This window comes from Candidatus Roseilinea sp. NK_OTU-006 (assembly GCF_012931985.1).
In the GTDB taxonomy this organism is placed as follows: Bacteria; Chloroflexota; Anaerolineae; order J036; family Brachytrichaceae; genus JAAFGM01.
Window position 1 is genome coordinate 77,121 of the sequence record NZ_JAAFGM010000010.1, and the last position, 17,968, is coordinate 95,088.

Sequence of the window (17,968 nt, forward strand, 5' to 3'; positions counted from 1 at the left end):
TGCCATTCCACAGGTGTGGGCTAGTCGAAAGCCCCTTGCAATGCTTGGAAGTAGGGCTGAAGCCGATCCAGTTGCGGTGAGTATAAGACCGTTTCAGCCCCTTCGGCTAAGGCCTGCGCGACGCGCTGCAGTTGTACGCTTGAGATTCCGTCGGGAGGCAGCGCATCCCACAACCAGTTTGCCCGGTCACCCAGGATGGCTGGTTCGCCGAAGCGCAACGCCGACTCCACAATCTGTAGCAGGGTTTCGTTGGCGTCTAGCAGTGGCGGTTCCAACTCCTGCTCGACATCGTTCTGAATCACACGCGTGGCCACGGCGATGATTTCCGCGCGATGGCGGCGCAAGACGGCCAAAGCCTCCAGCGTCTCGGCGTCTACCGGCGTATAGTTCGTCGGCAGCGCCATCGCCGCGGATGGATCGGCGATCAATTCGACAGCCCGGCGCGTGGCCACTTGGGCGTCTTTGCCGACGTACACGCCAGGGACGCGTCGTCGCAACGGAGGCACCTGATTGAACAGCCGCCCGCCGAACGCAATTGTCGTGCCAAATTGAGCGGAGTGGTGGCGCAGCCCCTCGACGACCTCCAGTAGGTTGGCTGCCGCGATCAGCCCGCTGGCCGAGAGCATCAACAGGTTGGGTTGCACTTTCATCAGCATCTCCTGAAAGCGCGCTGCGGCGATGTTCTGCCCTAAGTAAACGACCTCATAACCGCGACGGCGCAAGAAGAGCGAAATCATCAAGATGCCCAACTCGTGATACTCCCCCGGCGCGCATCCACTCACGATGCGCCCTGCACGGCTGGCCGGCGGCGATGCGGACATCAGCGCCGACAGCTTGCGGCGCATGATGTTGGTCACAAAATGCTCGACGCTGATGTTGATTTCCCCCCGATGCCACTGCTCGCCTAAAGTCACCAGCGTCGGCTGGATCAGGTGCAGGCACACGTCCTCCACTGGAAAGAGCGAAAATGCCTCTGCCAACACAGACTCGACGCGCGCTTCGTCGAATTCAGCGGCGCCGGCAAGGATTTCATCCTGCAGGCGCTGGTACGAAGCGGGCGCATCCGGCGAGGGGAGCCGGGTCATCGGTTCGCCGGCGCGCCCATCGGTGGACTGCGCCTCGAGCGAATGTAGCAGATGCACCGCTTGGCTGATGCTCATGCCATTTTCAATCTGCGACTTCAGCCAGCGGATGATGGCTATATCGCGGGCGGAGTACAGCCGATAGCCGCTATCGGTGCGTGGCGGCGAGGGCACGCCGTAACGCCGTTCCCAGGCGCGCAGGGTCGCGGCGCCAACGCCGGTCTGGTGCGAAACAGCTTTGACGTTGTAAACAGGCTCGTCACTGTATTGCGCGAACATCAGATGAACTCTTAATGTAATCCTGTGTCCGGTGTTTGTCAACAAATATTGCGATGCTTGTACAAAGCGGACGGGTGAATAGTGTCACGACCCGTTCAGGCTGTAGGGGGATACCACGCCGGCGCAGACCTGCAGCGTCGTGGCATGGCGCACAAAGTCGCGATCGAGGCGCTGGATGTCGGTTGTCGTGACGATGGTCTGCTGTGCGCTGCCAATCCGCTGCAACAGGCATCGGCGCCGGTGAGGATCGAGTTCGGCCAGTACTTCGTCCAGCAGCAACACCGGTTCCTCGCGGGTGCGCTCGCGCATCCATGCCACCTGCGCCAGCTTAAGCGCCAGCACGGCGGTGCGCTGCTGCCCCCGCGAGCCGAAATCGCCCAAGTCCACGCCGTTTGCGATGAAGCGCACCTCGTCGCGGTGTGGGCCGACCAGCGTCATGCCGCGAGCGATCTCTTCTCGCCGACGCTCGGCCAGCGCCCGGCGAAAGGCTGTTTGCAAGTCGCGCGGATCTATGCCGGCCGGCGGTTGCGAATCGTCAATGCCCACCTGATACGGCGTGTCAAGCATGCTGGGCCGGGCGGGGTCGAAGTTCGGCTGGTAGGTGATCTGCAGGTACTCCGAGCCGTTGGATAGCTCGCGGTGGATCGGCACGGCCAGGCGGGTCAAATCGGCGATCGCCCGGCGCCGCCGCACGGCGATCTCCACACCCGCCGGCACCAGTTGATCATCCCAGATCGCCAATTCGTCCGGATCGAGCCTGCGTTCCTGGGCTTGTCTGAGCAGCGCGTTGCGCTGGGCGAGCGCGCGCATGTAGCGGTCGAGCGCGCGCACGTAGTCCGCGTCCACCTGCGACAGCGCCGCATCGAGGAAATCGCGGCGCAATGCCGGCGCACCGCTCACCAGCTCCACATCACCAGGCAAAAAGAGCACCACGTTAAGCTGGCCGACCAGATCTATCCCGCGTCGCCCGACGCGGTCAATGCGGATTTCTTTGCGCAACCGGTTGGACTCGCCCCGTTGGATCGCGATCTCGATCACACGCAAGCCGTCGTTGCGCTCGATGGTGGCTTTAAGCACGGCGTAGGGATACGGGCTTTCTTCCTCTGCCCCCCAGCGGATCAATTGTCGGTCGGCGCGCGTGTGGGGGGAGTGGGCCGTGGCCAGGAAGTAGATCGCTTCGAGCAGCGACGTTTTGCCCTGGGCGTTATCGCCTTGCACGATCACCAGCCCGCGGGGCAAGTCGAGTTCCAGCCGCGCATACAGCCGAAAGTTGGTGAGCGAGAGGTGACGCACGCGCATCTACACAAATTCCACCTTCACCAGGCGCCGGCCGTCCTTGAGCGGATGCTCGATGGTGATGCTGTTGGGCTGGTCGCTCGTCAGGATTGCCTGGTTGATGCGCCCCTCGATCAACACTGGATAGACGCCGGGCGCGGGCAGCCACTGCCGCTCGTCTACACAGAGCGCGCGGCCGCCGTCGTAGCTTCCGGTCACCCGGAATGGGCGCCCTAAGCACAGGTTGACGTCGCTTACGTCGCCACGGGCCAGCGAATCGCGAATGCGCGTGCTGGAGATGATGCCGGCCCCGATGTTCAGCTCCGGCAGCACGTTCACCGTGAATCCGAATTGGCGGCCGAGTTCAGCCAGGAGGGTTGCATTCCCTTGTCGTCCGCGGCCTAGCGCGAAATCTGGGCCGATCCACAGGCCGACCGGCGCGAGCGCGGCGACCATGTGCGCGATGAACTCCTGCGCCGTCAGTTGGGCCATCTGCTGCGTGAATTCCAGGATGACCAACACGTCCACGCCGAGCGCAGCGATTTGTTCGGTTTTATCATCCGGCAAGGTGAGATAGCGATTCGGCGCCCGGCCGAGCACGACGCGCGGATGAGGGAAGAACGTGACCACGGCCGATTGCGCGCCTCGCTTGCGCGCATCGTTCACCATGGTGCGGATCAACTGCTGGTGGCCCAGGTGTACGCCGTCGAATGCGCCAATGGTGCAGGTGGATGGAACGGCGGTGGAGATTTCATCGAACGAGTGGAGGAGCCGCATTGAAGACCTTCGCCGGTTTGAGTTTCATTCCATCCCAGTGGGCGATGGCAATGAACGCGCGGCGGGAATCATACACGCGCACCCTTGGCGCATGAGTCGCGTACGGTATCGTCGCCGCAATCACCTGTCCCCTCTGCAAGCGCCGGGCATCCTCGTCGCTGAGGTATGCTGCCGGCCAATCAGCCACTGCGCGATCCATCGGCAGCAGCAGTGCAGCGGCTGAGCCTTCACTGGCCGCTGCTTCGATGCGATCGAGCGTGACAGCATCGGCCAGTGTGAAGCGGCCCACCTGCGTGCGGCGCAGCGCGATGAGATGGCCTCCGCAACCGAGCGCCTCGCCGATGTCGCGCGCCAGGGCGCGAATGTAGGTGCCGGCGGAACAGCGAACCACGATGCGCAGGTGGCCGATTTCCGCTGTTCCCTCTCCGTCGTGCGGCGTGAGCTGCAGCGCATACACCGTGACTGGCCGGGGCGCAAGCTCAATCGGGCGGCCCTGCCGGGCTAGGGCGTAGGCGCGTTGGCCGCCCTTTTGAATGGCGGAGAACTGAGGCGGGATCTGCGCGATTGCGCCGGTGAATTGTGCTTCGAGCTGCCTCAGCCGCTCCGGGGTTATCGGCGGCACCGGACGCGCTTCGACGACCTCGCCGGCGGCGTCGTCGGTCGTCGTGCGTTGGCCCAGCCGGATCACGCCTTCGTAGGACTTCTCTTCGCCGAGCAGATACTCGCTCAGGCGGGTGGCCTGGCCGACGCACAACACCAGCACGCCGGTCGCCAACGGATCCAGCGTCCCGGTGTGGCCGATGCGCTTCTCGCGCAACAGCCGGCGCGCGCGCGCCACCACGTCGTGCGACGACATGCCGCGCGGCTTGTCCACGATCAGCAAACCATCCATCGTCCGATCGCGCGATGCCGATAGGTGCCGCTACGCTTCGCGGATGACCTGCTTGAGTCGCGGCAAGACCCGATTGACGGCATCGCGCATCGGGCCGGGCAGCGTGCATCCGGCGGCGGCCGGGTGCCCGCCTCCGCCCAACTCAAGCGCCACCTGGGATACATCAAAGCCCGGCTGCGCGCGAAGGCCGATCTCGATGTCGCCGTTTTGTAATTCCACGAACACCGCGGCCACGTCCACCTCGTAAGCGGTGATTAAAGTGCTCACCAGGCCGGCGTCGCCGCGCTCCTCCTTCACGTCCAGCTCCTTGCGCAGCTTGCGCGGGATTGTTGCGTAAGCCAGGCGGCCTTCCAACTTGGCGTTCATCAATCCGGCGCCCAACAAGCGCAGCGAGTCGAATGAGCGCATAATCAGCGCCTGGCGCGTGACTTCCTGTAGGTTGCCCCCGCTGCGCATGAGCGCCATCGCCACAGCCAGCGTGTCGGGCGTCGTGTTCGACGTGCGGAAGGCCAACGTGTCGGTGATCACGCCGGTCAGCAGCGCATTGGCAATGTCGGGGGTGATCGTCACGCCCATCCGCTGGAGCAGCGCGTAGATGATCTCGGATGTCGAAGATGCGCCCGGCTCGACGACGTTGACCACGCCGAAGTTCAGGTTGGTGATGTGGTGGTCGAACACCACGACGGGCAGGCGACTGTGCTGCGCCGGGATGAAGATGGATCCCAGGCGGGCTAGGTCGCTTGAGTCGAGCGAAACGATCAAGTCGAACTCACCCTCGCCCGATTGGCGAATGTCGCGCACGCCCTTGAGGTAATCGAAGCGCGGGTGCGGCGGGTCCTGGCAGGTCGGCGTGACCAGCTTGCCCAGGCTGCGCATCGCATGCGTGAACCCCAGCAAACTGCCGATGGCGTCGCCGTCCGGTGAGACGTGGGTGATGGCCAAGATCGCCTGCGCCCGGCGCAAGTAACCCTCGGCGTCCGCCCAAGCGCGAGGATCGGTCACTATCAAGATGCGGTTAACTCCTCGCCGCCTTTCAGCTCGTCCAGCAGCCGCGATAGGCGGTCGCCACGTTCGAACGATTCGTCGAACTCAAACGTCAATTGGGGGGTGTGGCGTGTGCGAAGGCGCTTGCCTAACTCGCGGCTGAGCCAGCCGGCGGCGCTCGCTAAACCACGCGCGACCTCGGCCTTCTGCGCATCATCGCCGATGATGCTGTAAAACACCCGCGCGTGCCGCACATCGGGCGTGATTTCCACGTCGCTAATGGTCACCTGGGCGCTGTTCACACGCGGATCGTGCAGCTCGCGCTCCAGTAGATCGGTCAAATGCATACGAATCAGTTCGTTGACGCGCTTGGCGTACTTCTTACTCATGGTCCGACATAGGGCAGAAGCGAGTGCCTTAAACGATCGGGCAGGCCAACGGGTTGGTTTATGTCCAACCGACTCGCACAACCGAACCTGAAGTATAACGAATGACGCATGTATGATTGTGCCGCTGCTGGAGGTTCGCGCATCGGTCGGCGCCGGCGCAGTCGGCTGCATGAGCAAGCCGAAGTGGGGAGCGACTCCGCAATAGATCAATGGCCGAAATCTCCCCCAAAACCGGGCAGGGGAGAGCGGCGTGAATCTAGCTTGTTCGTCTCGCGCAAGCAGTGGCTAGGGCTGAGGACGAGGATCTGCCAGCACGGCGCCGCGCAATTGTAGCTCCTCGGCGAAATGACAGGCTACCTGTCGGCCATTGCCGATATTGCGCAGGACCGGCGTCTCGCGCCGGCAGCGCTCCTGGACGTAAGGGCAGCGCGGATGAAAATAGCAACCGCTCGGTGGGTTGGACGGATCGGGCACCTCGCCCTCCAGCCGAACGCGCGCTATGCGGTTGCGGTGGCGCGGGTTTTGGATCGGCACGGCGGACATCAGCGCCTCGGTGTAGGGATGTTTGGGTTGGCGAAACAGCTCGTTCACCGGCGCAATCTCCACCACGCGACCGACATACATCACCGCGACGCGGTCGCAGATGTAACGCACCACGCTCAGGTCGTGCGAGATGAACAAATAGGTCAAGCCCATTTCCTGGCGAAGCTGCTCCAGTAAATTGAGCACTTGGGCGCGGATGGACACATCGAGCGCGGCGACAGCCTCGTCGCAGATCACCAGGCGTGGGTTGGTGACCAGCGCGCGCGCGATCACGATACGTTGGCGCTCGCCGCCGGAGAAGGCGTGTGGGTAGCGGCGAATGTATTCCGGGCGCAGGCCGACCCGCACTAGCGTTTCTTTGATGCGATCTTCCAGCTCGCTGCCGCGTATGTTCGTGAGGTTGAGCAGCGCCTCACCCACGTTCTGGAACACCGGCATGCGCGGGTTCAGCGATGAATAGGGGTCTTGGAAGATCATCCGAATGTCGCGTCGGTAGGGCTTGAGCTGGTCTTCGTTGAGGGCGGCCAGGTCTACCGCTGGCCCACCGGTATTGCCGTAGTACAGCATCTGACCGGCGGTGGGCTTGTAGGCGCGCACGATGCATCGCCCGACGGTGGTCTTGCCGCAACCGCTCTCACCTACCAAGCCGAGCGTCTCGCCGGCGGCCACACCGAACGTCACCTCGTCCACCGCCTTCACGTACCCTTTGACGCTGCCAAACGTGCCTTTGGTGATGGGGAAGTGCATCTTCAGGTCGTGCACCTGAAGCAGCACCCCAGCAGCGGATGTGGCCGGCGAAGCGGCCGGGGGAAGTTGTCCGTTGTCGGTCATCATGTTGGAGTAGTCGGGCGTGCTCACTGCGCTGCCAACGCTGCCGCCGGGGGGGCTATCTGATGCGCGGCATCGTCGTACAGCAGGCAGCGCACGCGATGGTCGTGGTCCAGCGGGATCATGCTCGGCTCCACTGCCTGGCAGATCGGCATGGCGTGCGAGCAGCGCGGATGGAAAGTGCAACCCGAAGGACGACGGAACGGGCTGGGCACCATGCCCTGGATCGGCGCTAGCGGCTGGCGCGTGACGCTGATCTTCGGCACAGAGCTGAGCAGCGCCTGTGTGTAGGGGTGTTTCGGGTTGTTGAAAATGGTGTCGACATCGCTGCTTTCGACCACGCGCCCCAAGTACATCACTGCCACGGAGTCGGCGATCTCGGCCACCACGCCGAGGTCGTGGGTGATGAAGAGGATGCTCATGTTGTATTCCCGTTGTAGGTCGAGCATCAGGTCGAGAATTTGCGCTTGGGTGGTCACATCGAGCGCGGTGGTCGGCTCGTCGGCGATCAACAGGCTGGGGTTGCACGAGAGGGCCATGGCGATCATGGCCCGCTGGCGCATGCCTCCGCTGAGGCGGAAGGGATACTCGTCCACCAAACGCTCCGGGCGCGGGATGCGCACTTTGCGAAGCATTTCAATCGTGCGCGCGCGCGCCTCTTGCTTGGAGACGCCTTGATGCAGCCGGATAGCCTCGCCGATTTGGTTGCCGATGGTGTAAAGCGGACTGAGGCTGGTCATCGGCTCCTGGAAGATCATCGCGATCTCGGCGCCGCGGATGTGGCGGATTTCGCGCCCCTTGGGGTTGAGTTTAGCCAGGTCAATCACATCGCCGCTTTTGCTGTGCCACAGGATTTGGCCGCTGACGATGCGCCCCGGCTTCTGCACGATGCGCAGCGCGGTGAGCGACATCACGCTCTTGCCGCAGCCGCTTTCGCCCACAATGCAGGTGGTCTTGCCGCGCGGGATCACCAAGTCCACGCCGTCCACCGCCTTCACGACGCCCTCGTCGGTGAAGAAATGCACGCGCAGGTCTTTGAACTCCAGTTGAATTGCGTCGGTCATAGTGCGCGCCTCAGTTCGCGTAGGGGTCGGCGGCGTCGCGCAGACCGTTGCCGAGGAAGTTCATGGCCAACACAAAAGCGACCACGGCCACTGCCGGCAGCAGCAGCCATGGATAGTTGGCCACGTTGGCGATCTGCTGCGCATCGCGCAACATCACTCCCCAACTGACCACTGGCGGGCGCAGGCCGATGCCCAGGAAGCTCAAGCCGGTCTCGTTCAGGATCATGTAGGGGATGGAGATGGTGATCGAGGCGATGATGTGGCTGAGGAATGAGGGCAGCATGTGGCGGAAGATCAGGCGGCTGCGGCTGGCGCCGTCCAGCCGTGCTGCGAGGATGAAGTCCTCCTCACGGAGGGCCAAGAAGCGCCCACGCACCACGCGGGCCATGCCGGTCCAGCTCAGCAGCGCGAGGATCAGGGTGACGATGAAGTACACCTGGACGATGGGCGTGCCGGGCGGCACCATCGCGGCAAAGGCCATCATCAGCGGCAGGCTGGGCACCGAGTTGACGATCTCGATCACGCGCTGAATAAGCACGTCCACTAGGCCACCCATCAGACCGGAGATGCCACCGATCACGACGCCGATGACGAGCGAGACAAACACCCCGGCCAGGCCTACGGTGAGCGAGATGCGCGAAGCGTAGATGATGCGGCTGAGCACGTCGCGGCCGCTCTTATCGGCGCCGAGCAGGTAAAAGGGGTCGCCGGGATTCTTGGGGCCGATGAGGTGAACGTCGGCGGAGATCAGGCCGAGCAGCTTGTAAGGCTCACCTTTCACGAAGAAGGCCCAACGAATGCGGGTGTTGTAGTCCACGCTCCATTGCTTCTTTAAGGAAATAGGGTCGCGTTCGAACTTGAGGCCATACACAAACGGATCCCATCGTCCGTCCAGGAAGAAATACAGGGGTTGAGGCGGGGCATAGACGTATTGCGCGTTGAAACTCTCCGGCAGATGTGGGGCGAAGAACTCCGCAAAGATCGCCATGAGGTAGAAGCCGATGACCACAATGCCGCCTGTGATCGCCAGCTTGTCCTTGCGGAACTTCCACCACATCAGCCGCCACTGCGAGGCGACTTCGACGCTGCGCTGGGCTTCCTGCACCTCGCTCGGCGGGGGAGCGTTGAGGCTGCGGGTAATGGTAGCCATATCCAACAACTAAGAGAGACGAATGCGCGGGTCCAACAACGCCAACAACAGGTCCGAGATCAGTGTGCCGATCACCGTAAGCGAGCTGAGCAGCAGGATGAAGCCGGCCGCGACGTACTGATCTTGTTGCAGCAGCGCTGCATACAGCATCGAGCCGGCGGTGGGCAAGTTCAGCACGATGGAGATCACCACATCGCCGGCCACCAGCGCCGGCAGCAGCCAGCCGATGGTGCTGACGAAGGGGTTGAGCGCATGGCGCACGGGGTACTTCCACAGCAAGCGCCATTCGGGCAGCCCTTTGGCGCGCGCCGTGTTCACATAGGGCTTGTTCAGCTCATCCAAGAGGTTAGCGCGCATGGTCTGCGTCAGCGCGCCGATGCCAGTCACAGCGGTGATCAGCGCCGGCAGCCACATGTTCTTCAGTAAGTCCAGCAGCCGGTTGACGCTCCACGGCGCTGCCACATACTCCGGCGAGAACAGCCCAATCGTTGCACGCCCAAAAGTGCGATACACCACAAAGAGCACCACGATCGCCAGCATGAAGCTGGGCACGGCCAGGCCGACAAAGCCGATGAAAATGGCGCTGTAATCGATCACGGTGCGCTTGTAGACCGCCGCCATCACGCCGAGCGGCAAGGCGATGAGCCACGTCAGCAGCACAGCGCCGAACACCATGACCGCAGTGGTGGGCAGGCGTTCCATGATCATCTCGCCGGCGTCGCGCTTGTAGATGAACGAATAGCCGAACTCCCCTCGCGTGAGGATATTGGTCAGCCACTTGGCGTACTGTACGATCATCGGCTGGTTGAAACCGTATACCTCGCGCATGCGCTGCTCGAACTCGGGGTCCACCTTGCCGCCGGTCGCGCGCACGCGGTTGATCATGTCGGTCACGTAGTCGCCCGGCGGCAACTGGATCACCGCGAATGAGACCAGCGAGATGACGAACACTGCCAGCAAAGCGTATGACAAGCGACGGAGCATGAATTGCCACATCTCAGTCTATCCCTCCTGCTGCATGGGCGGCAAGGCGAGATTTAGTTTATGCGATCTGCGTGTTTGTGTGGACTGGCGTGTGAGCGGCGGTGCGTCGCGCTCAAGGTGGGCGTGGGCGCCGGCAGACTTGCCGCCGGCGCCCATACAACGTTGATCGAGCCGCGATACGCCAGAGCCAAGCTCAAGTGCGCTTTCAGCCCTCGATGAACCACTGCTCGGGCCGCATGATCTTGTGCGTGCCGGGCAGCCAGCCATCCACCGAACCTTCCGGCAGACCTTGCAGGCGCTTGCTCATCGGCTGATAGCTGAGGCCGGGCCGCGAGATGCCGATCACCCAGAAGTAATCCGCCGACGCCTCAAGCACCTTGCGCATGGCGGCCACCTGCGCTTCGTAAGTGGTCTGCTCCGTCGCCTGCTCGTACAAGCGGCGATGCTGGATCACCCAATCTGGCGGCTCGACGAAGTTGGACTTCTCCTCTTCGCTGAGGTCCGTTGGGACAACGTACGGGGCCCAACCGTGGCCGAAGAAGCTCCAATACTCGCCGGGCACGTGCCAGCGCGGGTCAATGATGGCCGTGACGCCTGCGCCACCCTCGGAGCCATGGAAGATGAACATATCCACGTCGTTGGTGCGTCGGCGCTCGTTAAGCACTTGCTCGGAGATCACATCCAGCTTCACGTCTACGCCAACCGCCTTGAAGTAACCCACCATGATCTCCGCCGCCTGCAACCAGGCGCGCGCGTCGCCGCCGGTGTAGGTCTGGTCCAGACACGTCCAGATGATGGAGAACGGCTTGCCATCCGGCCCAAGGCGCATGCCGTTGGCGTCCTTGTTGGGCAGCACCTTGTCGAGGTATTCGTTGGCCTTGGCCACGTCGTACTCCAGGTACTGGTTTGCCAAGCGCTCAATATAGAGTGGCGAGTTCTCCAACGGTGCCACCTGCGCCGGCTTCCCTTGTCCCTTGAAGACCACTTCGATCAGCTCTTCGCGGTTGATGGCGTGCGACATACCGATGCGGAAGTTCTTGTCTTGGAAGACCTGGCGCAGCACCGGGTTCTTGGAGCCTTGATTGAAGTGGATCGAGATGGTGTTGCCGCCCTCCGGGACGCGCTGGATAATCTTGAGCGACTTGCCGGCATTCATCGCGTCGTAGTACAGCTCGCGGTTTTGCTCGCCGGGGTCTTTGATGAAGTCCAGATCGCCGTTGAGCATCGCCAAGGCGCGCGCTTCGGGGTCCTGATAGGCGGTGATGATGACCTCATCAATGTAGGGAAGCTGGTTGCCCTGATCGTCCACTTTCCAGTAGTAGGGGTTCCGGACGAAGCGCGCCGTCGAGCCAGAGCCGATCGGCTGCACTACCACCCATGGGCCGAGCGAGGGATATTCCGGCACGTCCATGAAGCGATCGGGGTTGCCCCAGTTGTCCGGCCCTTTGCGGAAGAAGAGCTGCACCCAGTTCTCCATCCCTTCCTGCTTGACCAGCTTATCCACCTCCGGGTTGTATTTGGCGTGGAATTGCTGGAGGTAATGCTTGGGATACTGGGCGAAGTAGCGGCCCACCCACGTCGCCAGGTTGTAGAGGAACGAGCCGAACGGTCGCGGGAAGATCAACTTGAAGGTGTAATCGTCCACCTTCTCGGCGCGGAAGCCCTCGCGCTGATTGGCCGGCAGCCAGTCCGCTGAGGGGCCGCCAGGGTTGATCTCCGTGTTGAACAGCACGTCGTCAATGTAGAACATGATGTCGTCGGCGGTAAACGGTTGGCCGTCCGACCACTTGACGCCCTTGCGCAGGGTGAAGGTGTATTCCCTGCCGTCAGGGCTGATGTCAATTTTCTCGGCCAGGCTGGGTTCAGGCGCGGAGAAGTCCGGCTTCCATTGCACCAAGTTCTCCCACTGAAAGGTGTAAAGGCCGCCGCCCCAGGTGACGCTGTTGCCGACGATGCCCTGGCGCAACGTGCCGCCATACTTGCCCGGTGCGACCAGCGGCTTGACCACTTGCGGGTTCTCCGGCAGGCGCTGATCCACCGGCGGCAGCTTGCCGGCCTTGACCATCTCGGCCAGCATCGGTGCCTCGTTGAACTTGCCCGGCAGCGTCACAGGCTCGGTGGCCTTGGTCGGCTCGGCCGGCGCAGGCGCCGCGGGCTTGGGGGCTTCCGTCGGCGGCGCTGCCGGCGCTTCCGTGGGTGCCGGCGTGGACGTCGCACAAGCAGCCAGACCTGCCGCGCCAGCCGCGAACGCTGCGGCTTTCAAGAACTTGCGTCGCGAAACGGTTTTCATGGTTCTTCTCTCCTTTTAATCAGCAAGGATCGGAACATATACATTTTCTCTGCTTTCATGCGCTGGGTGAAGCCGTCTCACAAGGGTTCGCTGCGCCCTCATTCTCCGAAGGGTTGCGCGCTGTGGATTTAGCTCAACTGAATACGCAGCGATGGCGACCTATATCGTCGGCTGCTCAGACATCGGCGTAGGCTCCAGCAAACGTCGTACGCCAAGTGCGCCCAGCCCAACTTTGTGAACGGGCATTATAGTCAAAGTGCGGCTTGCTGTTGCATGATAACCGGCTGCGGGGCTTACGCATCACATCAGGGGATCATCACCGCGATGAGTGATTAGCCGTCACGTTGCCGGCCGAGCCGACCTGAAGCAGGATGTGCAGCGCTCTGCGCGTGCGGTGCGCGCTTATTGGCAGATTGAGAACGGCACGCACGGGGTGCTGGATGTAGCGTTCGGCGAAGGACTCAGCCCCATGCGCGCCGGGCGCAGCGCGGCGCACTTCAATTGGGGCGACCTGACGAGGAGGGCGCGTAGGATCAAGGCCGAACGGCTGCGCGCTGCGCGCAGCGGTGACTTCCCGCCCATGGGGCCGCGCACCCCCTGAAAATTTCTGATGCGTAAATTCTGCCGCTCGTCGGCTGGTGCTTTCGATGGCGCGCGCCGCGTATGATGCCATCCTACCGGGATGGGCGCCTAAGACTGCGCTTCTTGCACGATGAATTCAATCACGTCGCCCGGCTTGAATCCTTCGAAGCCCTCGATGCCAATGCCGCACTCGAAGCCCTGGCGCACCTCCTTCACATCTTCGGTCAACCGCTTGAGCGAGGCCACCGCCCCGGTGTGCAACACTTGCTCGCCGCGCAGTATGCGCACCTTGGCGTTGCGCATGGCCACGCCGTTCGTCACACGTACGCCGGCGATGATGCCCACTTTGGGAATCTTGAAGGTTTGCTTGACTTCGGCGACGCCGACCACCTTCTCGACGATCTTCGGCGCGAGCATGCCCTTCAGGGCCAACTCTACGTCTTCGAGCAGGTTGTAGATTACATTGTAGAGGCGGATGTCCACATGATTGCTCTCGGCTTTGCGACGCGCAGCCGTGTCCACCTGCACCTCGTATCCGAGGATCACGGCGCCGGACGCGATCGCCAGGTTAACATCGCTTTCGGTCACATCGCCGGTGCCTTGATGGATCACTTCGAGCCGTATTTCCTCACCTGGCTCGCCGCCGAGGGTGCTGTTGAGTTTGTGCAACTGCTCAACGATCGGCTGGAGCGACCCTTGGCTGTCGGCCTTGACGATGAAGAACATCTTCTTGGCCTTGCTGGCCTTAGCCATGGCGAAGTATTGCTCGAGGCTGGTCACGCGTTGGATGTTGCCCTCGCGCGCGCGTTTGGCCTGATTCTGCGCCGCGAGCGCGCGCGCCGCGCGTTCGTCCTCGACGACCTCGAAGATGTCGCCGGCGATCGGGACTTCTGACATGCCGGTGATGCTGACCGGCACGGAAGGCCCGGCCTTCTTCACACTTTGGCCACGAAAGTCAAACATGGCGCGCACGCGGCCGTACACGCTGCCGGCCACAAACGCATCACCGACGTTGAGCGTGCCGTTCTGCACGAGCACCGTCGCCATCGCCCCTCGCGACTTGCTCAAGTGGCTTTCGATGATCGTGCCGACGGCCCTGCGATTGGGGTTCGCTTTGATTGTATCGAGCGATTCCGCCACCAGCAGGATGCCTTCGATCAGATCCTCGATGCCTTTGCGTTGCTTGGCCGAGACCGGGATGAACAACGTCTGACCGCCCCATTCGTCGGGCACGAGGCCCAGTTCGCTCAACTCTTTCTTCACTAACTCCGGGTTGGCGTTCGGTTTGTCGATCTTGTTGATGGCGACGATGATCGGCACTTGGGCCGCGCGGGCATGGGCGATCGCCTCGCGCGTTTGCGGCATCACGCCGTCGTCAGCAGCGACCACCAGCACTGCGATGTCGGTCACTTGCGCGCCGCGCGCGCGCATGGCAGTGAAGGCTTCGTGGCCCGGCGTGTCAATGAAGGTGACCTTTTTGCCCTGATGTTCCACCATGTAGGCGCCGATGTGCTGGGTGATCCCACCTGCCTCGGCGCTGGCGACATCCGTCTTGCGGATGGCGTCCAGCAACGACGTCTTGCCATGATCCACGTGTCCCATCACGGTCACGATAGGCGGACGTGGCTTGAGCGCGCTTTCGTTTTCGGCCTGCTCCTTGGCCAGCAAGCGCTGCCTGAGCGTCATGATCTTGCCGGTTGGCGCAGGTGTGCCGTCAGGCGTCACCGCGACTTCGGCCGGGGGCTGCGATTCGACCACGATCGGGATCGGCCGCGCCTCCCAGCCAAACGCGCTCGCGACGATGGCGGCTGTGTCAAAGTCAAGCGGCTGGTTGATGGTCGCCATCACGCCGTTTTGCATCAACTCGCGGATGACGTTGATCGGGCTGACGTTGATCTTGGTCGCCAAATCGCGCAGCGAAATGGACTCCGGCAGTTCGATCACCTTGGGTTCGGCCGGCTTGGGCTCCACCGGCCGAGGCGGCCGGGGTTGCGATGGGCCGCTCGACCGTGGTGTGTCGCGGCGCGGCTCGCCGCTGCGACCGCCGTTGCGGTTGCCTTGTGCTGAATTCTTCGCAGGAGTTTTCGTCTCTGCCGCCATATGCATCACCTCTCTTCGCCGCGCTGCGCAGTGCGTTGGCGCGGAGATTTGACCCCGCCGTCTGCGGACGATCGGCTTAGGCCTCTGCTCCGAGCATCACGGGCGCACTGCCAGGCGCCGGCAACAACAACGCAGGCCGATGGGAAGCCTGCGTTGCTCCGAGTCTTGCTGAAAGCTTCAGCGTTCAACGCGCACCGGTCATACTGCGTTGACCTTAGTCGAACTGACTGAAGAACGCCAAGATGGCTTCCTCATCTTCCTTTGAAACGGGTTGGCCGAACTCGGCCTCCAAACGCTTGTGTTTAATGGCTTGTTCGGCGGCGACGCGACTCTTCGACAGATACGCGCCCCGACTCCCTGAACGCTTGCCGGTCAGATCGATCACGATGTGACCGTCTTCCGTGCGTATTAAGCGAATCATATCGCGCTTGGGGTGCTGCGTGCGTGTGCCGATGCACGTGCGCATGGGCACATGCCTGACGCCCGAACGCGCATGCTTAGCCTTGCTCGCCCGCCCCATGTTCAGATTTCGAGATCGTCCAGGTCGCCATAGCGGCCCGGCTTACGCAAGTGCTGAGTCACGACGCGGCCCAACTCTTCATCGTAGACGAGCAAGCGGTCTTTGGGCGGCTTCTTGCCCTTGGCGTCTTTCTGCTTCGGCTTGGCCGGCTTGGCGCCGGCGGCCTCACCTTCGTCCTCGTCCTCATCCTCGTCCGCCCCTTCGCTCATGGCTTCGATGAAGTATTGTTGAGCTTCCTCCGTCGTCTCCTCGACCTTAGGCGCTGCTGCTTCCGTCACCGGTTGTGCGGCCGGTGCGTGGGCGCCAGCGCCAGCATTAGTCTGCGTGGACTCAGGCGCTACCTTCCATTGGCCAACCGCCTTATCCAACGCCTGTTTGATCTCATTCAGCGCCTTTGGGCCAATGCCCTCGATAGCCAGAAGGCCCTCATCGCCGCGCACGCTATGTTCGAGCAGTTGCCCCACCGAGACGATGCCGGCAGCGATGATGTGTTGCGCTACGCGAGGGGAAAGTCCCAGCTCCTCCAGCGGCATGGCGTAGGCGGCCTGCGGGATGGCCGAAAGGGCGGCCTGACGCGCCTGACGGCGCTCCTCGGCTTGTGCCTTTTGGATCACGGGCTTGAGGTGATCGGCGTTCGAGCGGCGCGCGACCTCGTAGGCGTATACGCTATCCACCACGCGCTTGACGAGCGTGAATTCCTCCGGCGTCAGCGCCGTTGGCAGGGCGCGCTGACGCACGAGCAGCTCGCGCAGTGTTGGCAGCGCCTGCAAGATTTCGTCCCCCACCCAAACTCGTAGATCGGGATCTTCCGAAATTTTGTTCAGCGCCTCGCCCAGCGCCTCGCTGCTGCTCTTGATGTCAATCCGCCAACCGGTCAGCCGCGCGGCCAAGCGTGCGTTCTGCCCCTCGCGGCCGATGGCCAGTGAGAGCTGGTCGTTTGGCACGATGACCGACGCGCTCTTGTCTTCAGTGGGATGTACGGCCATCACTTTGGCCGGGCCGAGCGCCTTGGCAATATAGACCGTTGGATCAGCGCTCCATTCGATGACATCAATTTTCTCGCCGCGCAGTTCGTTGATGATATTCTGGATGCGCGTCCCACGCTGGCCGACGCACGCGCCGACCGGGTCAATATTAGGCTGCAACGCGGCCACGGCAACTTTTGATCGCGAACCCGGCTCTCGGACGATGGACTTAATCTCCACGAGGCCATTGCTGACTTCAGGCACCTCTCTTTCCAGCAACCGACGCAAGAAATTCTTATGCGCGCGCGACAGCGTCACTTGGGGGCCGCGGTTGGTGCGTTTGACCTCGATGACGTAGGCGCACAGGTGCTGCTGAACCTCATACTTCTCATTTGGAATCTGCTCTTTGCGCGGCAATGTGGCCTCGCTGCGGCCTAGATTGACGATGACGGCCGCGCTGTTGACGCTTTGCACTGTGCCCGTGACAATTTCGCCCTCGCGATCAACCAGATGGCTATATTGAGAGTCACGCTCGGCTTCGCGTAGCTTTTGCACGATGAGCTGTTTGGCGTTCTGCGCGGCGATGCGCCCAAAGTCCTTCGGCGTGACGTCAACCATGATGCAGTCGCCCAGGACGGCATCCGGCTTTTGCTTCAAGGCGTCTTCCAGAGAAATTTCAGTGCGGTCATCCATCACCGCCTCGACGACCTCCTTCTCGACGAAGATGCGCACATCGCCGCTGTCCATGTCCACCTGGGCGGCCACGTTCTGGCTGTTCATCACGTTGGCATATTTGCGATAGGATTGCACCAACGCGCTTTCGATCACCTTGGTGATGATTTCGCGCGGCAGACTGCGCTCGGCGCCGATCTGATTGAGAGCAAGTGCAAATTCGCTTTTCATAGCCCATTACACCTCATGCGTCTTAGAAAAGAGAAAGTGGGCTGCTTGACCCACTTTCATCCCGTGTCGCGCGAAGTTGCAACCGTAAGTCTACTCCTTTTTTTAAGGTTGTCAACTTGCTTAAACGGGCGGGTCTATTTCAGTTTGGGGGCGAAGAATAGGCAGCAGACCACATCGCGTCAAAGGCGTGACCCATGACGGCCGCCCGAATCGGGAGCAGACGCTCGATGCCGGGACGGCTCCAGCGCATCCCGCTACCGGCGAAGCGATGACGGAATTGCTTACAGGCGCTCTCGACCACGCCGCTGCCGATCGGCCAGCCATCTTCGCGCAGGCTCTGGTATTGCATGCGTCGCCGGTT

The 17,968-nt window shown here is 62.4% G+C and carries 15 protein-coding genes and 1 pseudogene; 1 reads left to right on the plus strand and 15 read right to left on the minus strand.

Annotation, left to right across the window (positions count from 1 at the left end; translation table 11 throughout):
• Positions 1–20: 20 nt before the first annotated feature.
• The 11 genes from GXH28_RS07760 to GXH28_RS07810 all read right to left on the minus strand — a co-directional run bounded on the left by GXH28_RS07760 (position 21) and on the right by GXH28_RS07810 (position 12,537).
• The gene (locus tag GXH28_RS07760; RefSeq protein WP_169238450.1) at positions 21–1,361 is read right to left on the minus strand and encodes a MerR family transcriptional regulator; all 1,341 of its coding nucleotides are present in this window, start codon (positions 1,359–1,361) and stop codon (positions 21–23) included.
• 84 nt (positions 1,362–1,445) lie between these two features.
• A complete protein-coding gene (recF, locus tag GXH28_RS07765; protein WP_169238451.1) occupies positions 1,446–2,660 on the minus strand; it encodes a DNA replication/repair protein RecF in 1,215 nt (404 codons plus the stop codon).
• On the minus strand, positions 2,661–3,413 hold the full coding sequence (locus GXH28_RS07770) for an FAD synthetase family protein (protein WP_169238452.1): 753 nt from the start codon (positions 3,411–3,413) through the stop codon (positions 2,661–2,663).
• Positions 3,388–4,305: a tRNA pseudouridine(55) synthase TruB gene (truB, locus tag GXH28_RS07775; protein ID WP_169238453.1), complete on the minus strand. Its 918-nt coding sequence runs from the start codon at positions 4,303–4,305 to the stop codon at positions 3,388–3,390. The genes GXH28_RS07770 and truB overlap by 26 nt, the downstream gene beginning before the upstream one ends.
• A gap of 30 nt (positions 4,306–4,335) precedes the next feature.
• The gene (locus tag GXH28_RS07780; protein WP_169238454.1) at positions 4,336–5,307 is read right to left on the minus strand and encodes a DHH family phosphoesterase; all 972 of its coding nucleotides are present in this window, start codon (positions 5,305–5,307) and stop codon (positions 4,336–4,338) included.
• A gap of 2 nt (positions 5,308–5,309) precedes the next feature.
• Positions 5,310–5,678 carry a 30S ribosome-binding factor RbfA gene (gene rbfA / locus GXH28_RS07785; protein WP_169238455.1) on the minus strand — a complete coding sequence of 123 codons (369 nt, stop codon included), beginning with the start codon at positions 5,676–5,678 and terminating at the stop codon, positions 5,310–5,312.
• A gap of 285 nt (positions 5,679–5,963) precedes the next feature.
• Entirely contained in the window at positions 5,964–7,052 is a 1,089-nt protein-coding gene (locus GXH28_RS07790) for an ABC transporter ATP-binding protein (RefSeq protein ID WP_206156765.1), read from the minus strand.
• A 23-nt stretch (positions 7,053–7,075) separates the two neighbouring features.
• A complete protein-coding gene (locus GXH28_RS07795) occupies positions 7,076–8,113 on the minus strand; it encodes an ABC transporter ATP-binding protein (RefSeq protein ID WP_169238456.1) in 1,038 nt (345 codons plus the stop codon).
• 10 nt (positions 8,114–8,123) lie between these two features.
• On the minus strand, positions 8,124–9,263 hold the full coding sequence (locus GXH28_RS07800; protein ID WP_169238457.1) for an ABC transporter permease: 1,140 nt from the start codon (positions 9,261–9,263) through the stop codon (positions 8,124–8,126).
• A 9-nt stretch (positions 9,264–9,272) separates the two neighbouring features.
• Positions 9,273–10,259: an ABC transporter permease gene (locus GXH28_RS07805; RefSeq protein ID WP_169238458.1), complete on the minus strand. Its 987-nt coding sequence runs from the start codon at positions 10,257–10,259 to the stop codon at positions 9,273–9,275.
• A 193-nt stretch (positions 10,260–10,452) separates the two neighbouring features.
• Positions 10,453–12,537, minus strand: a complete 2,085-nt coding sequence (locus GXH28_RS07810) for an ABC transporter substrate-binding protein (protein WP_169238459.1) — start codon at positions 12,535–12,537, stop codon at positions 10,453–10,455.
• A 328-nt stretch (positions 12,538–12,865) separates the two neighbouring features.
• On the opposite strand from GXH28_RS07810, the gene GXH28_RS07815 reads away from it, so the two are divergent.
• Positions 12,866–13,138, plus strand: a complete 273-nt coding sequence (locus GXH28_RS07815) for a hypothetical protein (RefSeq protein ID WP_169238460.1) — start codon at positions 12,866–12,868, stop codon at positions 13,136–13,138.
• Between the two features lie 89 nt (positions 13,139–13,227).
• On the opposite strand, the gene infB is transcribed toward GXH28_RS07815, so the two are convergent.
• The 4 genes and pseudogenes from infB to GXH28_RS07835 all read right to left on the minus strand — a co-directional run.
• The gene (gene infB, locus GXH28_RS07820; protein WP_169238461.1) at positions 13,228–15,219 is read right to left on the minus strand and encodes a translation initiation factor IF-2; all 1,992 of its coding nucleotides are present in this window, start codon (positions 15,217–15,219) and stop codon (positions 13,228–13,230) included.
• A 214-nt stretch (positions 15,220–15,433) separates the two neighbouring features.
• On the minus strand, positions 15,434–15,739 hold the full coding sequence (gene rnpM, locus GXH28_RS07825; protein ID WP_320447932.1) for an RNase P modulator RnpM: 306 nt from the start codon (positions 15,737–15,739) through the stop codon (positions 15,434–15,436).
• A 2-nt stretch (positions 15,740–15,741) separates the two neighbouring features.
• A complete protein-coding gene (gene nusA, locus GXH28_RS07830; RefSeq protein ID WP_169238463.1) occupies positions 15,742–17,607 on the minus strand; it encodes a transcription termination factor NusA in 1,866 nt (621 codons plus the stop codon).
• A gap of 139 nt (positions 17,608–17,746) precedes the next feature.
• A pseudogene (locus GXH28_RS07835) lies at positions 17,747–17,968 on the minus strand (ISKra4-like element ISSiac4 family transposase); the annotation flags it as partial.